At 73.3% G+C, this 18277-nt stretch carries 19 protein-coding genes and 1 pseudogene; 12 read left to right on the top strand and 8 right to left on the bottom strand.

The genetic code is table 11. The annotated features are described in order from the left end of the window. Positions 1–228: pseudogene (locus tag AB0I89_RS08230) on the top strand (hypothetical protein); the annotation flags it as partial. A 64-nt stretch (positions 229–292) separates the two neighbouring features. On the opposite strand, the gene AB0I89_RS08225 reads toward AB0I89_RS08230, so the two are convergent. Continuing rightward, on the bottom strand, positions 293–1129 hold the full coding sequence (locus AB0I89_RS08225; protein WP_357122133.1) for an undecaprenyl-diphosphate phosphatase: 837 nt from the start codon (positions 1127–1129) through the stop codon (positions 293–295). Then, the gene (locus AB0I89_RS08220; RefSeq protein ID WP_357122130.1) at positions 1126–2178 is read right to left on the bottom strand and encodes an LLM class F420-dependent oxidoreductase; all 1053 of its coding nucleotides are present in this window, start codon (positions 2176–2178) and stop codon (positions 1126–1128) included. Before AB0I89_RS08220 ends, AB0I89_RS08225 begins: the two co-directional genes overlap by 4 nt. 187 nt (positions 2179–2365) lie before the next feature. Here AB0I89_RS08220 and AB0I89_RS08215 point away from each other — a divergent pair, with 187 nt between their 5' ends. Both AB0I89_RS08215 and AB0I89_RS08210 read left to right on the top strand, forming a co-directional pair. Then, the gene (locus AB0I89_RS08215; RefSeq protein WP_357122127.1) at positions 2366–3337 is read left to right on the top strand and encodes an aldo/keto reductase; all 972 of its coding nucleotides are present in this window, start codon (positions 2366–2368) and stop codon (positions 3335–3337) included. A gap of 89 nt (positions 3338–3426) precedes the next feature. Next, positions 3427–3618: a DUF5703 family protein gene (locus AB0I89_RS08210; protein ID WP_039906151.1), complete on the top strand. Its 192-nt coding sequence runs from the start codon at positions 3427–3429 to the stop codon at positions 3616–3618. A gap of 84 nt (positions 3619–3702) precedes the next feature. Here AB0I89_RS08210 and AB0I89_RS08205 read toward each other — a convergent pair whose 3' ends face one another. Both AB0I89_RS08205 and AB0I89_RS08200 read right to left on the bottom strand, forming a co-directional pair. Next, a complete protein-coding gene (locus AB0I89_RS08205; protein WP_357122124.1) occupies positions 3703–4365 on the bottom strand; it encodes a hypothetical protein in 663 nt (220 codons plus the stop codon). A gap of 42 nt (positions 4366–4407) precedes the next feature. Next, entirely contained in the window at positions 4408–5736 is a 1329-nt protein-coding gene (locus AB0I89_RS08200; RefSeq protein WP_357122121.1) for a M20/M25/M40 family metallo-hydrolase, read from the bottom strand. A 173-nt stretch (positions 5737–5909) separates the two neighbouring features. Here AB0I89_RS08200 and AB0I89_RS08195 point away from each other — a divergent pair, with 173 nt between their 5' ends. Further along, on the top strand, positions 5910–6518 hold the full coding sequence (locus AB0I89_RS08195; protein WP_357122118.1) for a hemerythrin domain-containing protein: 609 nt from the start codon (positions 5910–5912) through the stop codon (positions 6516–6518). Between the two features lie 88 nt (positions 6519–6606). Beyond that, positions 6607–7578, top strand: a complete 972-nt coding sequence (locus AB0I89_RS08190) for a LysR family transcriptional regulator (protein ID WP_357122115.1) — start codon at positions 6607–6609, stop codon at positions 7576–7578. Positions 7579–7582: 4 nt separating this feature from the next. Here AB0I89_RS08190 and AB0I89_RS08185 read toward each other — a convergent pair whose 3' ends face one another. Then, positions 7583–8710: an NAD(P)/FAD-dependent oxidoreductase gene (locus AB0I89_RS08185; protein ID WP_357122112.1), complete on the bottom strand. Its 1128-nt coding sequence runs from the start codon at positions 8708–8710 to the stop codon at positions 7583–7585. Positions 8711–8734: 24 nt separating this feature from the next. On the opposite strand from AB0I89_RS08185, the gene AB0I89_RS08180 reads away from it, so the two are divergent. Together AB0I89_RS08180 and AB0I89_RS08175 are read left to right on the top strand one after the other, a co-directional pair. Next, positions 8735–9451, top strand: a complete 717-nt coding sequence (locus AB0I89_RS08180; protein WP_357122109.1) for a TetR/AcrR family transcriptional regulator — start codon at positions 8735–8737, stop codon at positions 9449–9451. Between the two features lie 61 nt (positions 9452–9512). After that, positions 9513–9758 carry a hypothetical protein gene (locus AB0I89_RS08175; protein ID WP_266241928.1) on the top strand — a complete coding sequence of 82 codons (246 nt, stop codon included), beginning with the start codon at positions 9513–9515 and terminating at the stop codon, positions 9756–9758. Positions 9759–9813: 55 nt separating this feature from the next. On the opposite strand, the gene AB0I89_RS08170 is transcribed toward AB0I89_RS08175, so the two are convergent. The 3 genes from AB0I89_RS08170 to AB0I89_RS08160 are packed head-to-tail and all read right to left on the bottom strand — an operon-like array spanning position 9814 to position 12892. Next, positions 9814–10164, bottom strand: coding sequence for a DUF3140 domain-containing protein (locus AB0I89_RS08170; RefSeq protein ID WP_234582023.1), 351 nt, complete (start codon positions 10162–10164; stop codon positions 9814–9816). Beyond that, positions 10164–10337 carry a hypothetical protein gene (locus AB0I89_RS08165; RefSeq protein ID WP_357122105.1) on the bottom strand — a complete coding sequence of 58 codons (174 nt, stop codon included), beginning with the start codon at positions 10335–10337 and terminating at the stop codon, positions 10164–10166. Before AB0I89_RS08165 ends, AB0I89_RS08170 begins: the two co-directional genes overlap by 1 nt. Beyond that, positions 10334–12892 carry an ATP-dependent Clp protease ATP-binding subunit gene (locus AB0I89_RS08160; protein ID WP_357122102.1) on the bottom strand — a complete coding sequence of 853 codons (2559 nt, stop codon included), beginning with the start codon at positions 12890–12892 and terminating at the stop codon, positions 10334–10336. The genes AB0I89_RS08165 and AB0I89_RS08160 overlap by 4 nt, the downstream gene beginning before the upstream one ends. Before the next feature lie 138 nt (positions 12893–13030). On the opposite strand from AB0I89_RS08160, the gene AB0I89_RS08155 reads away from it, so the two are divergent. The 5 genes from AB0I89_RS08155 (at position 13031) to AB0I89_RS08135 (ending at position 18234) form a co-directional block, all read left to right on the top strand. After that, positions 13031–13411, top strand: a complete 381-nt coding sequence (locus AB0I89_RS08155; RefSeq protein WP_357122099.1) for a hypothetical protein — start codon at positions 13031–13033, stop codon at positions 13409–13411. 152 nt (positions 13412–13563) lie between these two features. After that, the gene (locus AB0I89_RS08150; RefSeq protein ID WP_007076395.1) at positions 13564–13824 is read left to right on the top strand and encodes a hypothetical protein; all 261 of its coding nucleotides are present in this window, start codon (positions 13564–13566) and stop codon (positions 13822–13824) included. 6 nt (positions 13825–13830) lie between these two features. After that, on the top strand, positions 13831–14907 hold the full coding sequence (locus tag AB0I89_RS08145; protein ID WP_357122096.1) for a hypothetical protein: 1077 nt from the start codon (positions 13831–13833) through the stop codon (positions 14905–14907). Beyond that, positions 14900–17575 (top strand): FtsK/SpoIIIE domain-containing protein, encoded by a 2676-nt coding sequence (locus tag AB0I89_RS08140; RefSeq protein WP_357122093.1) that lies wholly within the window; start codon positions 14900–14902, stop codon positions 17573–17575. Before AB0I89_RS08145 ends, AB0I89_RS08140 begins: the two co-directional genes overlap by 8 nt. Further along, positions 17572–18234 carry a hypothetical protein gene (locus AB0I89_RS08135; protein ID WP_357122090.1) on the top strand — a complete coding sequence of 221 codons (663 nt, stop codon included), beginning with the start codon at positions 17572–17574 and terminating at the stop codon, positions 18232–18234. The genes AB0I89_RS08140 and AB0I89_RS08135 overlap by 4 nt, the downstream gene beginning before the upstream one ends. Positions 18235–18277 lie beyond the last annotated feature (43 nt).

Genomic DNA, 18277 nt, shown 5'->3' with positions numbered 1-18277 from the left:
GGCCTGTTCCAGCAGCGCCCGACCAGCGGTTGGGGCACCCCGGAGCAGATCACCAACCCCGAGTACTCCACCACCGCGTTCCTCAAGGGCCTGCGCCAGGTTGACGGCTGGCAGGACATGCCGCTGACCGACGCCGCGCAGACCGTGCAGGTCTCCGCCTACCCCGACGCCTACGCCCAGTGGGAGCAGCAGGCCACCGACCTGGTCGCCCACAACTGGAACAGCTAAGACACACAGATGGCCGGCACCCGACAACGGGTGCCGGCCATCGCCGGTTCTTCGGTGCGTGCGGTCAGGTGGCGCTGATCGTGCCGGTGAGCAGAAGAGCGAGGACCAGGGTGCCCAGCGCGACCCGGTACAGGACGAAGACGTACAGGGTGTGGTGGGCGACGTAGCGCAGCAGCCAGGCGATCGCCGCGTACCCGATGCCGAAGGCGATGAGGGTGGCCACGATCGTCTGGGCCACCGTGGGCACGGACGTTCCCGGGGCGGACGGCTCGAAGACGTCCCCAAGGCTGAACACCCCGGACATCACCACCGCCGGGATGGCCAGCAGGAACGAGTAGCGCGCCGCCGCCTCCCGGGTCAGGTTGAGCAGCAGGCCGGCGGTGAGCGTCCCCCCGGAGCGGGACACGCCGGGGACCAGCGCCATCGCCTGGGCGAAGCCCATCACGACGCCGTCCTTCATCCGGAAGTTCTCCAGCGTGCGCGTCTGCCGACCCCAGTACTCGGCGAAGGCCAGCACGAACGCGAACACGATCAGCGTGGTCGACACCACCCAGAGGTTGCGCCCGGCCGTCTTGATCTGGTCCTTGAAGAGGAACCCGAACAGCCCGATGGGGATCGAGCCGACGATCACGTACCAGCCCATCCGGTAGTCGAGGCTCGAACGCACGGATTTGTCCCTGAGCCCGACCAGCCAGGTACGGGTGATCCGCCAGATGTCCTTCGCGAAGTAGATCAGCACGGCGGCCTCGGTGCCGAGCTGGGTGACCGCGGTGAACGACGCGCCCGCGTCGCGGTCGAAGAAGATCGCCGAGGTGATCCGCAGATGCCCCGACGAGCTGACCGGCAGGAACTCGGTCAGCCCCTGGACGATGCCCAGGACGATGGCCTCAACCCAGGTCACTCGCCGACTCCCGAGAGCTCGAGAGCCTCGGCGACGGTCCGCAGGGTCTGCACACCGCTGTCCCGGTCGGCCACGAACAGGGTCACCGACAGCGTGGTGACACCGGAGGCGGCGTACTCGCGCATCCTCTCGGCGATGCGCTCCTTCGGGCCGAGCAGCGACGTACGGTCGATGAACTCCATGGGTACGGCGGCGGCGGCGTCGCGCTGGCGCTTGGCCAGGTAGAGGTCCTGGACCTCGCGGGCGGCGTCGCCGTAGCCCATCCGGGTGGCGAGCTGGTTGTAGAAGTTCTGCTGCCGGCTGCCCATCCCGCCGACGTAGAGCGCGGCGTACCAGCGGACCAGCTCGGCGCAGGAGGCGACGTCGTCGCCGACGACGACCGGCACGGACGGCACGACGTCGAAACCGGCCAACTCCTTGCCGGCCTTGGCCCGGCCGGCGGAGACGGCGGCGAGGTGCTCGTCGGCGAACTCCGGGGCGTAGAACACGGCGAGCCAGCCGTCGGCGATCTCGCCGGCCAGCTCCAGGTTCTTCGGACCGACCGCGGCCAGGTAGATCGGGATGTGCTCGCGGGGCGGGTGGAAGCTCAGCCGCAGCGCCTTGCCGGGGCCGTCGGGCAGCGGCAGCGTGTAGTGCTCACCGTCGTACGCCACCTCCTTGCGGGCGATGGCCAGCTTGACGATGTCGACGAACTCGCGGGTACGGCCCAGGGGCTTGGCGAACCGCACCCCGTGCCAGCCCTCGGAGACCTGCGGGCCGGAGACGCCGAGGCCGAGCCGGAACCGGCCGTCGGACAGGGCGTCGATGGTGGCGGCCGTCATCGCGGTGGCGGCCGGTGTACGGGCGGGGATCTGCATCACCGCCGAGCCCACGTCGATCCGTTGCGTCTGGCCGGCCATCCAGGCGAGCATGCTGGGCGAGTCGGAGCCGTACGCCTCCGCCGCCCACACCACCGAGTAGCCGAGGCGGTCCGCCTCCTGGGCCAGCGCCAGGTGGTCGGCCGGCGTACTCCACGCTGTCTGGTATCCGAGGCTGAGCCCGAGTCGCACTGGTCCTCCCCCATCCGTGGCACAGGTCGCATCAGGTTACGCAATGCCGAAAACGGACCCGATCACCGGCTCACCGCCAATGATCCCCCGTCCGTCGCGGTGCCTTCCGGAGGCGGAACCGGCAGAACCGGCAGAGATGACGGGAGCGAGGATATCCGTGGCGGCGGGTTCGAAATAAGGTTCACCCATGCAACAGCGACCGCTCGGCCGAAGCGGGCTGGCGGTTTCGCGGCTCGCGCTCGGCACCATGACCTGGGGCCGGGACACCGACGCCGACGATGCGGCCGCCCAGCTCAAGAGTTTCCTGGACGCGGGCGGCAACCTGATCGACACCGCCGACGTGTACGGCGACGGCGACGCCGAGTCGGTGATCGGGTCGCTGCTGGGCACCCTCGTCCCGCGCGAAGAGCTGCTGATCGCCACGAAGGCGGGGTTGCGTCCGGGCAGCGCCCGGCGGCGCGACGGCTCCCGGGGTCACCTGCTGCGCACCCTGGAGGCGTCGCTGCGTCGGCTCGGCACCGACCACGTCGACCTGTTCCAGGTGCACGGATACGACCCGGACACCCCCCTGGAGGAGACGCTCGCGGCGCTGGACCACGCGGTGGCCAGCGGAAAGGTCCGTTACGTGGGGGTGTCGAACTTCTCCGGCTGGCAGACCGCGCGGGCCGCCGCCTGGCAGACGGCCTGGCCGGGCCGGGCGCCGGTGGTCGCCACCCAGGTGGAGTACTCGCTGCTGGAGCGGGGGGTGGAACGGGAGGTCCTGCCGGCCGCTGACGCGCTGGGCCTCGGCGTGCTGCCCTGGTCGCCGCTGGGTCGGGGGGTACTCACCGGCAAGTACCGGCATGGGCGTCCGGCGGACTCCCGGGCCGCCTCCCCGCACTTCGAGCGGTTCGTCTCCACCTACCTGGAGCCGCGCTGCTCCAGCATCGTGGAGGCGGTGGCGACCGCGGCCGGCGGGCTGGGGGTCTCGCCGCTGGAGGTGGCGCTGGCCTGGATCCGGGACCGGCCCGGGGTGACCGCGCCGATCCTGGGCGCCCGGACGGTCGGGCAACTGCTCGGCGCGTTGCAGGTCGAGCGCATCACGCTGCCCGAGGAGATCACCACCGCGTTGGAGGACGTCTCCGGGGTGCCGGTCGGCTACCCCGAACGCGACGGGTGACCCGAGACGGCACGAGCCAGGCACCGCAGCGGCGTCGGTCACCCTCCAGGGGGTGGCGGACTGCCGCCGGGCTGGGCAGCATGGGTGGCATGGACTACGAGTACGCGCCGCTGCGGCTGCCGCCGAACGTCGACCGGTTGACCGCAGCGGCGCAGTTGGCGATCCAGGCGGAGTTCTCCGGGTGGGAGTTGGCCCGGGTACGGCTGTTCCGGGACGGCACGCGGCAGGTCATGTTGCGGCGTCGGCGGGTCAACCAGCCGCAGCCGGGCCTGTCGTACTGACACCCGGCCGGGGCACCGCGACGAAACGCCCGGGACCCGAACCGCGTACGGTCGGGCCCCGGGCGTCGTACGGCCCGCCACAAACTAGTGCTGGTGCCCGGCGTGGTCGTGGTCGTCGTCGTCGAGTTCCAGGAACGGGTGCTCGTCGAGACGACCGACGAGCCGGTCGTCGGCGGCCGGCTGGAACGGGCCGACCGCGTCGTCGTCGTCGAACGACTCCAGGTCGACCGGGGTGCCCACCTCGCTGACCATCACCACCCCGTCGAGCGGTTCCAGCTCCGGGACGTCGAGTGCGCCGAGCGAGCCGTCGCCGCTCTGCAGCAGCTCCAGCACCGCCTCACCGACGCCCTCCACCGGCGCCGGCTCGTCGTCCTCGGGGGTGCCCTCGCGGCGGGCCGCCTCGGCCGCCCGCAGCAGCGCGGAGATGCTCGGCACCCGGTAGTCGCGGCGTTGGCGCACCGAGATCACGCGGGGGTGCGGGTCGCTGGCCTCGACACCGTCGCCGCCGAAGCGCTCGTCGGCCTCGTCCGGGTCGATCGAGTCGACGTCCCACGGCGTGACCTCACCGAAGGCGTCGAGGAGCTGCTCGTCGTAGGCGAAGGAGGCGTTGTTCAACGCCACGTACGCCTGCCAGACGTCGTCGTCGTCGACGCGGCCCTGCGCGGCGCGTACGGCGGCCAGGTGGTGGCGGGCCGCTTCGATCACCCGCTCGAGTGCGGCGTCCAGCTCACCGTGCTGGTCGGTCATGTGGGGCAGTCCCTTCACGATGGGGAGGTAACGCGGACACTGCTAGCAGGTGCGGAGGAACCGGTCGAGAACCCGCACGCCGAACTGTAGTCCGTCGACCGGAACGCGCTCGTCGATGCCGTGGAACAACGCGGAGAAGTTCAGGTCGGCGGGCAGCCGCAGCGGCGCGAACCCGAAGCAGCGGATGTCGAGCGTCGAGAACGCCTTCGCGTCGGTGCCGCCGGAGAGCATGTACGGCACCGGCCGCGCCCCCGGGTCCTCGGCGCGCAGCGCCGCCGACATCGCCTCGACGAGGTCGCCGTCGAAGGTGGTCTCCAACGCGGGCTGCCGCTGGATGTACTCGATGTCGATGTCCGGGCCGACCAGCTCGCGCAACTGCCGCTCGAGCAGCTCGGACTGGCCGGGGAGGCTGCGGCAGTCGATGGTGGCGGTGGCGCGGCCCGGGATGACGTTGTCCTTGTAGCCGGCGCTCAACCGGGTCGGGTTGGCGGTGTTGCGGATCGTCGCGCCGATGATGTTGGCGATCGGGCCGAGCTTGGCGATGGCGACCTCCGGGTCCTCCGGGTCCAGCTCGATGCCGAGCAGGTCGGAGACCTCGGTCAGGAACGCCCGTACGGTGTCGGTCACCACCACCGGGAAGCGGTGCCCGCCGATGCGGGCCACCGCCTCGGCGAGGGCGGTGACCGCGTTGTCGTCGTGCACCATCGACCCGTGCCCGGGTCGACCCTTGGCGTGCAGCCGCAGCCAGTCGATGCCCTTCTCGGCGGTCTCGATGAGGTAGAGGCGCTGGCTGTCGTTGACCGAGTAGGAGAACCCGCCGACCTCGCCGATCGCCTCGGTGCAGCCGTCGAAGAGGTCGCGGTGGTTCTCGACCAGGAAGCGCGCGCCGTAGTCGCTGCCCGCCTCCTCGTCGGCGGTGTACGCGAGGACGATGTCGCGCGGGGGCCGGACGCCGGTGCGCTGCCAGTGCCGCACCACGGCGAGCACCATCGCGTCGAAGTCCTTCATGTCGATGGCGCCGCGACCCCACAGGTAGCCGTCGCGCTGCTCGCCGGAGAACGGGTGCACCGACCACTCGTCGGCGTCGGCGGGCACCACGTCCAGGTGGCCGTGCACCAGCAGGGCCTCCCGGCTCGGGTCGGCGCCGGGGATGCGGGCCACCACGTTCGCCCGGCCTGGCGCGGACTCGTGCAGGACCGATTCGATGCCCACCTCGGCGAGCTTCTCCGCCACGTACTCGGCCGCGCGGCGTTCGCCGACGCTGGTGTCGTTGTCACCGGTGTTCGTGGTGTCGATGCGCAGCAGGTCGCGGCAGAGGTCCACGACCTCCGCGGTGGGGTCCGGTCGGGCGGAGGCGGCGTCGCTCGTCATCGCCCCTTCATACCAGCCCCGAGTTACCGGCGGGCCGGCGCACCGAGGGGAGGCGGCCGGGCATCCAGGTCGACGAATCGGGCGGCGGTTTCGCGGCGGCCGCGTTCGGGTACCGCCGCCCACGACCGCACAACCCCTGCCGGAGCTTCCGCCCGCCAGTCGAGGAGGGCATCATGTCCGCCGTTCCCCTGCCCCCGTTGCCGCCCACGCCCGCCCCCGACGAGGGTTACCGGCCCGGCGGCCGTAGCGTCGCCGACATCGTGGACCGCGAGCACCGGCAGTTGCTGACCCTGGTGGACCAGCTCAGCGGCCCGGACGCCACGCCGAACGAGGCCCTCGCGGTGCTCACCGCCGCGCTGTCGCGGCACATCTCCGCCGAGGAGCAGTACCTGCTGCCAGCGGTGCGGGCGGCGCTGCCGGCCGAGGCCGCCCGGGTGGACGCGGAGATCGACGGTGACGCGGCGTTGCTGGCCGCCCTCAAGGGGCTGAACGACGAGACCGTGACCGAGGTCGCCGAGCGGGTCCGCCGCCACGTCGACGGGGTGGGCACGCTCGTCACCGAGCTGCGCGCGGTGGCGACGTCGGAGGAGCTGATCCGGCTGGGCAACCGGTTGGAGATCGCCGAGGAGGCCGCTCCGACCCGGCCGCACCCGGGCACTCCGGCCACGCCGCCGTGGAACCGCATCGTCGAGCCGGCGGTGGGCGTGGTGGACAAGCTCCGCGACGCGGTGACGCGGCGGCCGACGTACCTGAAGGACCTGCCGGAGCCGCCGCGCGACTGAACGCGCGGGCCGCACCAGAGAATGCATTCAATGTCACCGATCCACTTGGCCCCTTCCGCCGGCTGCGACGTGGTCCTACCGTCACCGTATGAACCTGGAGCTGCGACACCTGCGGGTGGTCTGCGCGATCGCGGAGACAGGGAGTGTGACCAAGGCGGCGTCGACCCTCGGGCTCGCCCAGCCGGCGCTGACCGCCCAGCTCCAGCGGATCGAACGGACGCTGGGCGGGCCGCTGTTCGACCGGGACCGGCGCGGCGCCCGCCCCACCGCGCTCGGTGAGCTGGTGCTCGCCCGGGCCCGGGTGCTGCTGCCGGCCATGAAGGGCCTACAGGACGAGGCGGCGCGGCTGGCCGGTGCCGCCGAGGTGTCACGCTGCTACCGGCTCGGCGGCGTGAACAGCCCGATCCTGGGCCGGCTGGTGCACCGCCTCGCCGCCGAGGAGCCGCCGGCCCAGATCACCACGTACGCCTCGTGGTCGGTGGACGAGCTGGCGCAGTTGGTGGCCGGCGGACGGTTGGACTTCGCCCTCACCGGCGTCTGCGGCGACGCCACCCCGTCGGCCGAGTTCGGGTTGCGATGGCGGGAGGTGGCCGTCGACCCGGTGCTGGTCCTGCTGCCGGCGAGCCACCCGCTCGCCGACCGGGACGAGGTGCGCCTGGCCGACCTGCGCCACGAGCAGTGGGTGGCCGCGCCCGGCGACGGCTGCTTCGGCGACTGTTTCGCCGCCGCCTGCGCGCGCGCCGGCTTCACCCCGCGCAAGGTGTACGAGACCGACATCCGCGGCTGCGTCGACCTGGTGGACGCGGGCGTCGCGGTGGCCCTGTGCCAGGCGACGTTCCGGCCGGTGGCCGGTCTGGTCACCCGGCGGTTGGCCGGTGTCCCGCTGCGCTGGCGACTGCTGCTGGGGTGGCATCCGGAGTCGCCCGCCGCCCGCGACGCGGAGCTGCTGCTGGCCACGGCGAAGGCGGCGTACACCGACTCGCTGGCGTCGCACCCCACCTACCTGGACTGGCTGGTACGCAACCCGGCCTTCGGCGTTCGACAGCCCAGCGCGGCGTGAGGGCCTACTGCCCGACGGGCTCGGCGGGACGCCGCGTGAAGAAGCGGACGAGGTCGTCGGCCGCCGTCGGGGACAGCATCATGGCCTGGACCCGTGCGCACATCTCGGCGATCGGCTGGACCCTGGCGAACATCGCCTCCTCGTACGCCCGGATCGCCGCGTCCGGGTCGCCGGGGTGGGCGACGAGTTCGTGGGCGAGTTCGGCCGCGTCCAGCATGGCCTGGTTGGCGCCCTCGCCGACCGGGGGCATGAGGTGCGCGGCGTCACCGAGCAGGGTGACTCCCGGCTGGTGGACCCAGCGCGCGCCGACCGGCATCGCCTCGACCCGGCGCGGCGTCGGCGCGTCGTCGCCGGCGTCGATGAGGGCGACCAGGCGCGCGTCCCAGCCGTCGAAGAGGGCCCGTAGCGCATCCTTGCTGCGGTAGGCGTCCAGGTCACGGCCCTCGGCACGGAGCGAGATCCCGACCCGGATGCTGCCGTCGCCGAGGCGCTGGGCGGCGAGGATCTGGTTGACGCCGACGCACCACAGGTTGCCGGGGCCGACCATCTCGGCGAGCTCCGGGTGGCGACGGTCGGCGTCGCCGATGGTGAGATCCACGTGGGTGGAGACGTACGTCAGTGGCGCGTCGATCAGCAGCGGTCGGACGACCGAGCGCGCGCCGTCCGCGCCGACGAGAATGTCGCACTCGACGCGACGACCGCTGTCGAAGGTCAGCAGGAAACCGCCGGCGGGTCGCGGCGTCGCCCCGACGAGGCGATGACCCCAGGTGACCGCGTCGGACGGGAGCGCGTCCAGCAGAAGCTGACGCAGGACGGTGCGGTCGATCTCCGGGCGTCCGTCGAATGAGCCGGGGCGCGGTGTGTGGTGCACGAGCGTACGCCCGGCGGGGTCGAGGATGCGGTGTTCCTCGCCCTCGGGCCGCGCCGACGACCGGAACACCTCGCCGAGGCCCGCCTCGGCGAGGGCGCGCTGCCCGGACTCCGGGTGCAGGTCGAGCATCCCGCCCTGCGAGCGCGCGGCCCGGTCCGCCTCGCGTTCGTGGACCACCGCCTCAATGCCGTGCAGGTGCAGGATCCGTGCCAACGTCAGCCCGCCCAGGCCGCCGCCCACGATCGCCAGTCGCATCGCCATGCTCCTTACCGTACACTGTATTTCGTGGATACACCGTACGGTAGCGAAGTGGTGCCGGTGTGGGAACGGCCCGAGCCCCGCCCGCGGGCGACGCCGGTGCCGCTGAGCCGCGCGAAGATCGCCGAGACGGCGATCCGGCTCGCCGACGCGCACGGCCTCGACGGCCTGTCGGTCCGCCGGATCGCCAAGGAACTCGGCGTCGGTCCGATGCGCCTCTACGACTACGTGACCAACCGGTCAGAGCTGCTCGACCTGATGGTCGACGCCGTCTACGCCGAGATCGCCGAGGGTGGCCCGCACCCCGGGTGGCGTGCCACGGTGCTGGCCATCGTGCGACGGACCCGCGCCGCCGCCCTCGACCACGAGTGGTTCTCCGACCTGCTCGGCGGACGACCGCAGCTCGGGCCGCACGCGCTCACCGTGGGCGAGTCGACCGCCGCGGCGCTCAGCCAGGCCCCCGCCGTACGCGACGTCGACGACCTCCAGCGCGCCCTGGGCGCCCTCAACGCCTTCATCATCGGAGCGCTGCGGCGGGAGGTCACCGAGCGACGTACCGCCCGGTCCACCGGCACCGAGTTGAGCGCCTGGCAGGCCAGCCTCGGCCCCTACCTGACGCGCATGCTCGACACGGGCCGCTATCCCACGATCGCCCGGCTCGTCGTCGACGGCGCGCACCTCGACGCCGAGGAGACCTTCGACCACAACCTGACCACCCTCCTGGACGGCATCGCCGGCCGGTGAGGCGAGGCGAGACGAGGGCCACCGCCGGTGCGAACCGCCGCTGTCCGGGTATCTGGCGGACATGACCGATCTCTACCCGCCCGCCGACGACCGCGAACTGCTCCGCCAGGCCGCCGCCGCGCACACCGCCGCCACCCGCCAGGTGGAGGCGTTCCTGCGCCGGCTCCCGGAGGTGCCCGACCCGGCCGACGTCACCGAGTACGCCAACCTGCTCACCCGCGAGGACCAGACCCGGGGCGAGCGCGACGCCGCCGCCGACGCGGCGGGGCTGACCATCGGCAGCCTGGAGCCCGATCAGGGCCAGTAGGGCACGACGACGGCGCCGACCCGAACCGGGTCGGCGCCGTCACGTACGGCCGCGCTCAGCGTTCCACGAGCGGATCGTGCCCGAGGTCGAGCAGCGAGTGCCGCCACTCGTCGTCGGCGTTGCCGCGCCGGGGCTTGGCGTCCATCAGCTCGCGGATCCGCTCCACCGCCTCGCGCATCACCTCGATGTCCTCCGGCGTGAGGTCGACCTTGCGCTTGTTGAGCACCTTGAGGATCTCCCGCCCCGGCTGGGGCAGATCCAGGTCCGGGTTCGGGCTGAACGACTCCTCGCCCGATCCCCTGGTCAACAGCCAGGTGCGCAGCTGCTCCGACGGGACGTTGACCTCGGCGTGGAAGTCCTCCCAGAGCACTTCCACCTCGGGGTCGAGCCGCGTGTCGCGTACCATCACGTCTCCTCTCGCGTCTCCGGGTCGTCCTGGTCGGTCTTGGGGTGCAGGCCCTCGGCTGGTACCCGCGTCCGGCGTGGATTGGCGGTCGGGGGCGCCAGGATCGGGTCGGGGTGCTCGTCCGCGTCCTCGTGCGGCTCGTCGTGGTCCTCGCGTCCCGCCGGCCCGCTCATCGTGGGTGTGTTGTCGTGGCGGCGGTGTAGCCCCGCTCGCCCGCGGTCACGTCGAAGGTGAGTTGCCCGTCGCGGGCGTCCACGACGACCTTCTGGCCGGGTGAGATCGCCGATTCGAGCAGCATCCGGGACAGGTGGTTGTCCACCTCGCGCTGGATCACCCGGCGCAGCGGACGGGCGCCGAACTCCGGCTGGTAGCCGTGCTCGGCGAGCCAGTCCACCCCGGCGGTGGTGACCTCCACCTGGATGTCCTGGGCGTGCATCCGGCGGCGGGTGTCCTCCAGTAGCAGCGCGGTGATGTCGCGCAACTGCTCGGCCTCGAGCCGGCGGAAGATGATGATCTCGTCGATGCGGTTGAGGAACTCCGGGCGGAAGTTCTCCTGCAGGCGGCGCATCAGCCGCTCGCGCAGCTCGTCGTTCTCCTGCTCGCTGCCGGGCGCGCCGGTGCCGAAGCCGACGGCACGCTGGGTGCCGGTGATCAGCTCGGAGCCGAGGTTGCTCGTCATGATCAGGACGGTGTTCTTGAAGTTCACCGTACGGCCCTGGCTGTCGGTGAGCCGCCCGTCGTCGAGCACCTGGAGCAGGATGTTGAACACGTCCGGGTGCGCCTTCTCGATCTCGTCGAGCAGCACCACCGCGTACGGGCGGCGCCGTACCGCCTCGGTGAGCTGGCCGGCCTCCTCGTAGCCGACGTACCCGGGTGGGGCGCCGACCAGCCGGCTCACCGTGTGCCGCTCCTGGAACTCGCTCATGTCCACCCGGACCATGCGGTCCGCCTCGCCGAACAGCGCCTCGGCCAGGGCTCGGGCCAGCTCGGTCTTGCCGACGCCGGTGGGGCCGAGGAACAGGAAACTGCCCATCGGACGCTCCGGGTCGGCCAGCCCGGCCCGGGAGCGGCGGACCGCCTCGGCCACCGCGGTGACCGCGTCGTCCTGGCCGACCACCTTCTCGTGCAGGTGACCCTCCAGGCGCAGCAGCCGGTCCCGTTCCTCCTCGGTGAGCTGGCTGACCGGGATGCCGGTGGCCCGGGAGACGACCTCGGCGATCTCCTGTGGACCCACCTCGGGCACCTGCGAGGACGACGGACCGTCCTCGCCGTTGGCGCGCCGGATCTCCGCCTCCAGCTCGGCGATCCGGTCGCGCAGCGCCGAGGCGCGCTCGTACTGCTCGTCGGTGACGGCCTGCTCCTTGTCGCGGCGTACGTCGTCGAGCTCCTGCTCCAGCTCCCGTACGTCGGACGCCGGGGTACGGGTGCGCAGCCGCACGCGCGCGCCGGCCTGGTCGATGAGGTCGATGGCCTTGTCCGGCAGGAACCGGTCGGTGACGTACCGGTCGGACAGCTCGGCGGCGGTGACCAGCGCCTCGTCGGTGAAGCGCACCTGGTGGTGCGCCTCGTACCGGTCCCGCAGCCCGCGCAGGATCGCGATGGTGTCGTCGATGCTCGGCTCGGGCACCAACACGGGCTGGAAACGCCGGGCCAGCGCGGCGTCCTTCTCGATGCTCTTGCGGTACTCGTCCAGCGTGGTCGCGCCGATCACCCGCAGCTCACCCCGCGCCAGGGCGGGCTTGAGCATGTTGGACGCGTCCATCCCGCCCTCACTGCCGGCGCCACCCGCGCCGACCAGGGTGTGGATCTCGTCCAGGAAGATGATCAGCTCGTCCCGGTGCGCCCGGATCTCGTCGATGACCTTCTTGAGGCGTTCCTCGAAGTCACCCCGGTAGCGGGTGCCGGCGACCAGGCCGGCGAGGTCGAGTTGGACGACCCGCTTGCCGAGCAGGGTCTGCGGGACGTCCCCGTCGCAGATCCGCTCCGCCAACCCCTCGACGATGGCGGTCTTGCCGACACCTGCCTCGCCGATCAGCACGGGGTTGTTCTTGGTCCGCCGGGACAGGATCTCCACGGCCTGCTCGATCTCGTCGGCCCGGCCGATCACCGGGTCGATCTGGTCGTTGCGGGCCAGGTCGGTGAGGTCCTGGCCGTACTGGTCGAGGGTGGGCGTACCCCGGTCCGGCTTCGGTCCGTTCATCGGGCCGCGTTCGGCGTTGGCGGCCTGCAACGACTCGGGTTGGATCCGTCCGGCGGCCAGCATCCGTCCGGCGGGCGACTCGGGGTTGAGCGGCAGGGCCATCAGGATGTGCTCGGGGCCGATGTAGTTCGCGCCCATCGCCCGGGACAGCTGGTGGGCGTCGAGCAGCGCCCGCTTGGCCGCCGGGGTCAGCGACAGGTTCGGTGGCACCTCGCCGCGCGGCGCGCCGTCGCCCTTGCCGCCGAGCGCGTTGAGCAGGGTGTCCGGGTCGGCGCCGGCCCGGCGGACCAGGTCGCGCAGCGGTTCGCGTTGCAGCGCCGCCCAGAGCAGGTGGTCGGTGTCCAGGTCGCTGCTCTGCCGCTGGGCGGCGCGACGGGCCGCGTCGGCCAGCATCTCCCGCGCGTCGGCGGTCATCAGTCGGGTGATGTCGACCCGGTGCGGCGGTCGGCGTCCTCCCTCACCCCGGCCGAAGTACCGGGCCAGGAATTCGTCCCACGGGTCGGAGCCGAGATCACCGGGTCCCATCATGTCTCTCCTCCGCAGTCGGGCGCGGCACGGTCGGCAGGGGCTACCCGGCACCCGGCGCGACAAACGCCGCAGGCGGTGGCGCACCTCGCCGTGGAGTGGCGTCCGGCCGGTTCGGTCGGGTGGTGGCAGGCTGGCGGCATGACGGAGAACCCGCTGCTGATCGTGGACGGTGCCAACGTGGTGGGCTCCCGCCCCAACGGGTGGTGGCGGGACCGGGCCGGGGCTGCCGCCCGGCTGCGGGACGCCCTCGCGCCGGTGGCCGCCGAGGGGCTGCCCGCCCGGTTGACGGCACCGGTCGACGTGGTGCTCGTGGTCGAGGGCGCGGCGCGGGACGTGCCCGGCATCGACGAGGTGCGTGTGGTCTCCGCCCCCGGCTCGGGTGACGACACGGTGGTCGAGCTGGTGCGGGCGGCCCCGCAGCGCCGCCGGCTGGTGGTCACCGCCGACCGGGAGCTACGCGAGCGGGTCACCGCCCTGGGCGCGGAGGTGTACGGCCCCCGCTGGCTCCGCGAAAACTGAAAGGTTCTCGCACTGGGACTCCCGCAGAACGGACTCCCGGCACTTCACGGGGTTTAACGGTCAGGCGGGCATCAACACCGCCAGGGCGGATGTTCTCCCGGGGATGGCGATAGGCTCTAATGGAGATCTCCCCGCCCCCAGGAGGTTCCGCCGTGGCGAGCGTCGCCGAGCTGAAGGCTGCCATCGATGTCGCCCTCCAACAGATCGGTGACGGGCAGACAGCCGTCCAGGCGGCGGGTGAGAAGCTGGCCGAGGCGCAACAAACCCTGGCCGGCGCGCTGGAGGGCAGCGGGCACGAAACGGTGGAGGCGGCCCAGGCCTCGCTGACACAGGCCAGCCAGGAGCTGGAGGAGTGTCTCGCCGCGACACTGGTCGCGGTGGAGCAGGCCCAGCTCTACGTCTCCACCCTGTAGGCCGGCGTGTCCATCATCGAGGACATCGGCGGTCAGGTCCGCGCGGCCAGCGAGGAGTTCCCGGTGGGTCTGCTCGGTCAGGCCCTGGAGAAGTTCGGCCTGGCCGCCGAGCGGCTGCGCTGGGTCCGCCAGGAGTCGGCCAACCCCATGGGCGTGCCCGAGTTGTCCGCCGCCACCGAGCACGCCGAGAGCGCGAACTACGCGCTTCGGGTGGCGCAGGAGCAGCTGTCGGCGTACCTGGTCGCGATCGGGTTGGCCGCCGACGGCGCCCCACCGCCCCGGCCGCAGCAGCGCGACCAGCGCCACGACGAGGCGCCGTCGGACGGGCCCACCACCGTGGCGCCGGAGCGGCCCGAGCAGGTACGGATGCGTCGCTGGTGGTCCGTCCGGGTGGCGGAGCTGACCGGCGGGCACGAGACCGACGCGGACGAGCCCGACGAGCGACTACGCGACTCACAGGAGCTGCTGCGCCGGGTCGTGGGCGGCGTACGCGCCGGTGACCGTGACCGACTGCGGACCGAGCTGCGCCGCGCGTCGGCCGACGTGGGCCTCGGCATGGCGGCGCTCGCGCCCCCGTTGCTGCGCGAGCTGGCCGGTGAGCTGCTGGGGCATCCGCCCCGCGCCAGCGACCTCGGCCGGCTGCGCGGGGAGCTGGACGGCCGGGTACGGGACCTGCTGCCCGGGCTGCCACCGCCGGTGCTGGAGACGCTGCTGACCCGGGTCTGCCGGATGCCGCCGCCCCGCTCGTCCGGGGAGCCGCCGCACGCCGCCGACTCGGCCGTGGCCGCCGGGGTGACGGCCGGGCTGCTGCTCGCCCGGCTGGGCCGGGACCTGCCCACGGGAGCGCCGCAGGCCGCCGCCGAGCCGGACGCGGGCCCGACTCCACGCCGCGACGACAAGCGCGCCGGCATCCCACGCTCCGGCGGTCGACCCGACAGCGGCGCGAGCCCACGCCCGAACGTCCCGCGCGCCGGCGGTCGGCCTTCCGGCGCGGCGGGCGGGCAGGCGTCGGGTGGGGTCGTACCGCCGCGCACGGGCAGCCCGTGGCGGGACGCGCCGGCTCGCCGGGGCTCCGATGGCTGACCGGCGCGGGCAGCTCGCCACCCGGGTCCGGGACTCCCTCGCCGAGGCGCTGGGCGCCACCCGTACCCGGCTGTCGGCCGCGCAGGCCGACCTGAGCGCCGGGCGCGAGCGGCTCGCCCGGGTCCGCCGGGCCGCCGCCGCCGTACCCGAGCGGGTGGGCGGTCAACGCGACCGCCGCCTCGCCGAGATCGACGCCCGGCACGCCACCCGCATCGCGGAGCTGGCCCGCCACGCCGCCGACGCCGCCCGCCAGGAGGCGCCCGGCTGCGCCGGCGCCGACTGGCCGGGCTGGACCCCCACGCCCCTGCGCCGGGCCGAGCCACCCGGCGCGCTGCGGGTCGGTACGGTCCGGCTCGACGACGTCGAGCCGGTACCCGCGCTGGTGCCGCTGCTCGACGCCGGGCACGTCCACCTGTCGGGCGACGACCGCGCCGGCTGCGACGCCGTGGTGTCCGCGCTGCTGCTGCGGGCCGTCGGTCGCGCCGACCCCGGTGGGGTACGACTGATCGGGTACGACCCGGAGCACCTCGGCGGGGGCCTGGCTGGGTTCGCGCCGCTGGGCACGGCGGGGCTGCTCACCTTCGTCGGCCCCGGCGGACTGGGCCCGCTCCTGGACGACCTGGTCGAGCAGATCCGGCGGATCAACGAGACGGTGCTGGCCGGCGAGTACGGGTCCCTGCGGGAGCTGGCCTCGGCGACCGGCCGCCGCCCCGAGCCGTGGCGGGTCGCGGTGCTGCTCGGCGGCGACGAGTTGAACCGGCACGAGCGCGGGCAGCTCGACCGGGTGGTCCGTGCCGGCGCGGCCTGCGGGGTGCACCTGGTGGTCCGTGGCGGGTCACTGCCCGACGACCCGACGGTGACCCGGGTGGTGGCGGACGCGTCGGGCGCCCGGATCGGCGGCCCGTCGGGCCTCTCGGTCCGGCTGGACCCACCGCCGCCGGCGACGCTGGTCACCGAGACCTGCCGCGAGGTCGCCGCCCAGATGAACGCCGGCCCACCGCCGACGCCGTTCGGCGACCTGTTGCCGCCGCCCGAGCTGATGTGGCGGGAGAACTCGGCGGACGGCCTGACCGTGCCGATCGGCGAGGGACCGCAGGGTCGACCGGTCCGCCTGACGCTCGCCGACTATCCGCCGCACGCCCTCATCGGAGGGCCGTCCGGCACCGGCAAGACGAACCTGATCTTCGCGTGGATCGGCGCGCTGGCGGCCCGCTACTCCCCCGCCGAGCTGGAGTTCTATCTGCTGGACTTCAAGGAGGGCGTGTCCTTCGCCCGGTTCGCGCAGGGCCGGCGTGACCCGAGCTGGCTGCCGCACATGCGCCTGGTCGGGATCAACGTCAACACCGACCGGGAGTTCGGGCTGGCGCTGCTGCGTTTCCTCGCCGAGGAGCTGCGGCGGCGGGCCGACGCGGCCAAGAAACACGAGGTCACCAAGCTCGCCGAGTTGCGCGCGGTGGACCCGACCGGGCACTGGCCGCGGATCGTCGCGGTGGTCGACGAGTTCCAGATGCTGCTGGCCGGCCGTGACGTGGTGGCCCGGGAGGCGGCCGACCTGCTGGAGGACCTGGCCCGCCGCGGCCGGTCGCAGGGCATCCACCTGGTGCTCGCCTCCCAGGACGTCCGGGGCATCGAGGCGCTGTGGGGGCGTCCCGCGCTGGTGGCGCAGTTCGCCCTGCGGATCGCGCTGCCCAAGGCGTTGCGGATCCTCGCCGAACGAAACGACGCGGCGCAGTCGCTGCCACGCTGGCACGCGGTGGTCAACGCCGAGTCGGGCATGGTCGAGGGCAACGAGGTCGCCCGGATCCCGGCTGCCAGCGACTGGGAGACGTGGAGCGGCCTGCAGCACCGCCTGTGGCGGATGCGCCCGCCGGACGCGGCCCCGGCCCGGCTCTTCGACGGTGACGCGATCCCCCGGCTCACCGAGGCCCCCGACTTCCGGGCCCTCGAAGCCCCGGCGGACGGCCGCTCCCCGCGCAACCCGGTGGCCCTGCTCGGCGAGATCATCGACGTGCAGGCGCGTTCGGCGGCGCTGCGGCTGCCCCGCGCGCCCGGACGCAACCTGGCGGTGCTCGGCACGCGGGTGGACGAGGCGTGCGCGGTGCTGGACGCGGCGGCCCGGTCACTGGCCCGCCAGCACCCGCCGGGCACCGCCCGCTTCTCCATCGCCTGCCTCGACCCGGACGCCGACGGCATCGCCCGCACGCTCTACGACGACCTGGCCGACGACGCCGCCTGGTACGACGAGGAGACCGTCGGCGAGTTGATGACCGAGACGGCCGACGGGTTGTCCGGCGCGGGCAGCCCGCACTACCTGCTGCTGTTCGCGGTCGACGCGGCGGCCGGCGCCCTCGCGGCGCGGACGGGCCGGCGCACGGGCCTGGAGCAGTTGCGCCGGATCCTGCACGACGGGCCGGAGCGGCGTACCCACGTGCTGGCCTGGTGGCGGGGCGTGGCGCGGATGCGCGCCGACCTGGGTGGTCCCGCCGCCCGCACCGACCAGATCGGGGCCTGGGTGGCGTTGGACGCGCACGGCGGTGAGCTGGGCGCGTCGCTCTATCCGGGCACCGGCGGCCCGGACTGGTATCCCCGCCCGTGGCGTGGGCTCTTCTTCGACCGGGCCGTGCACCGCACCGGCCACGTGATCATCCCCTATGGACCGTCGCGATGAACGAGCCGGTGGCGAGTGAGACGTACACGGCGCAGCTACGACGGCTCGCCGAGCTGACCGCTCGGGTGCGCGAGCAGCGCGCCGAGGCGCACACCTGGTACGAGCGGCAGTGCGCGGCGGCCGAACGCGCGGTCGACGAGGCCGTCGCCGAGGTGCGGCGTGCCGAGCAGGAGCTGGTCGACGCCCGGGAGGAGCAGGAACGGGTGGACGCCGAGGTGGCGCACCTGTGGCAGCAGGCCCGTGCCCGGCTGGGCGCCCGTCGCATCGGCGGACCGCCCGTGCCGGCCAACGGCGGTGCCCCGGCCGACCCGGCGTTGCTCCTCGGCCGGGTTCGTGACCTGCTCAACCGGGCCGGGCAGCCGGGTGAGCTGCCGGGCTCGGTCAACCCGTTGCTGGCGCTGTGCGGGGTGGGCGGCGCGGTGCTCGGGTACGCGCTGGGCGTCGCCGCGCGGGCGCTCGGCGTCGGGTACGGCGGCGACCTGGCGGTCGGCATGCCGGTGCTGGCGCTGGTGGTGACGCTGTTCGGGCCACTGATGGGGCTCGTGCCGGCGCGGGCGCTGGCCGATCGCCGGCACGCGATGCTCGGCCCCCAACCGATCATGGTGGTACTCGGCACCGGCCTGGTAACAACGGTGCTGCTCCTGACCCTAGGCCGCTGACCGCCCGCCCCCTTCTTCTCCGGTTGATCAAGAGGTTCGCGTC

The organism is Micromonospora sp. NPDC049801, assembly GCF_040656575.1.
GTDB lineage: Bacteria > Actinomycetota > Actinomycetes > Mycobacteriales > Micromonosporaceae > Micromonospora.
Note: the sequence above shows the minus strand (reverse complement) of the source record. Positions and strands in the feature narration are given on the sequence as shown.

Excerpts from the sequence above, each read along its gene's own strand:
- AB0I89_RS08215 (WP_357122127.1), top strand. The coding sequence starts at position 2,366 with ATGCAACAGCGACCGCTCGGCCGAAGCGGGCTGGCGGTTTCGCGGCTC.
- AB0I89_RS08210 (WP_039906151.1), top strand. The coding sequence starts at position 3,427 with ATGGACTACGAGTACGCGCCGCTGCGGCTGCCGCCGAACGTCGACCGG.
- AB0I89_RS08205 (WP_357122124.1), bottom strand. The coding sequence starts at position 4,365 with ATGACCGACCAGCACGGTGAGCTGGACGCCGCACTCGAGCGGGTGATC.
- AB0I89_RS08200 (WP_357122121.1), bottom strand. The coding sequence starts at position 5,736 with ATGACGAGCGACGCCGCCTCCGCCCGACCGGACCCCACCGCGGAGGTC.
- AB0I89_RS08195 (WP_357122118.1), top strand. The coding sequence starts at position 5,910 with ATGTCCGCCGTTCCCCTGCCCCCGTTGCCGCCCACGCCCGCCCCCGAC.
- AB0I89_RS08190 (WP_357122115.1), top strand. The coding sequence starts at position 6,607 with ATGAACCTGGAGCTGCGACACCTGCGGGTGGTCTGCGCGATCGCGGAG.
- AB0I89_RS08185 (WP_357122112.1), bottom strand. The coding sequence starts at position 8,710 with ATGGCGATGCGACTGGCGATCGTGGGCGGCGGCCTGGGCGGGCTGACG.
- AB0I89_RS08175 (WP_266241928.1), top strand. The coding sequence starts at position 9,513 with ATGACCGATCTCTACCCGCCCGCCGACGACCGCGAACTGCTCCGCCAG.
- AB0I89_RS08170 (WP_234582023.1), bottom strand. The coding sequence starts at position 10,164 with ATGGTACGCGACACGCGGCTCGACCCCGAGGTGGAAGTGCTCTGGGAG.
- AB0I89_RS08165 (WP_357122105.1), bottom strand. The coding sequence starts at position 10,337 with ATGAGCGGGCCGGCGGGACGCGAGGACCACGACGAGCCGCACGAGGAC.
- AB0I89_RS08160 (WP_357122102.1), bottom strand. The coding sequence starts at position 12,892 with ATGATGGGACCCGGTGATCTCGGCTCCGACCCGTGGGACGAATTCCTG.
- AB0I89_RS08155 (WP_357122099.1), top strand. The coding sequence starts at position 13,031 with ATGACGGAGAACCCGCTGCTGATCGTGGACGGTGCCAACGTGGTGGGC.
- AB0I89_RS08140 (WP_357122093.1), top strand. The coding sequence starts at position 14,900 with ATGGCTGACCGGCGCGGGCAGCTCGCCACCCGGGTCCGGGACTCCCTC.
- AB0I89_RS08135 (WP_357122090.1), top strand. The coding sequence starts at position 17,572 with ATGAACGAGCCGGTGGCGAGTGAGACGTACACGGCGCAGCTACGACGG.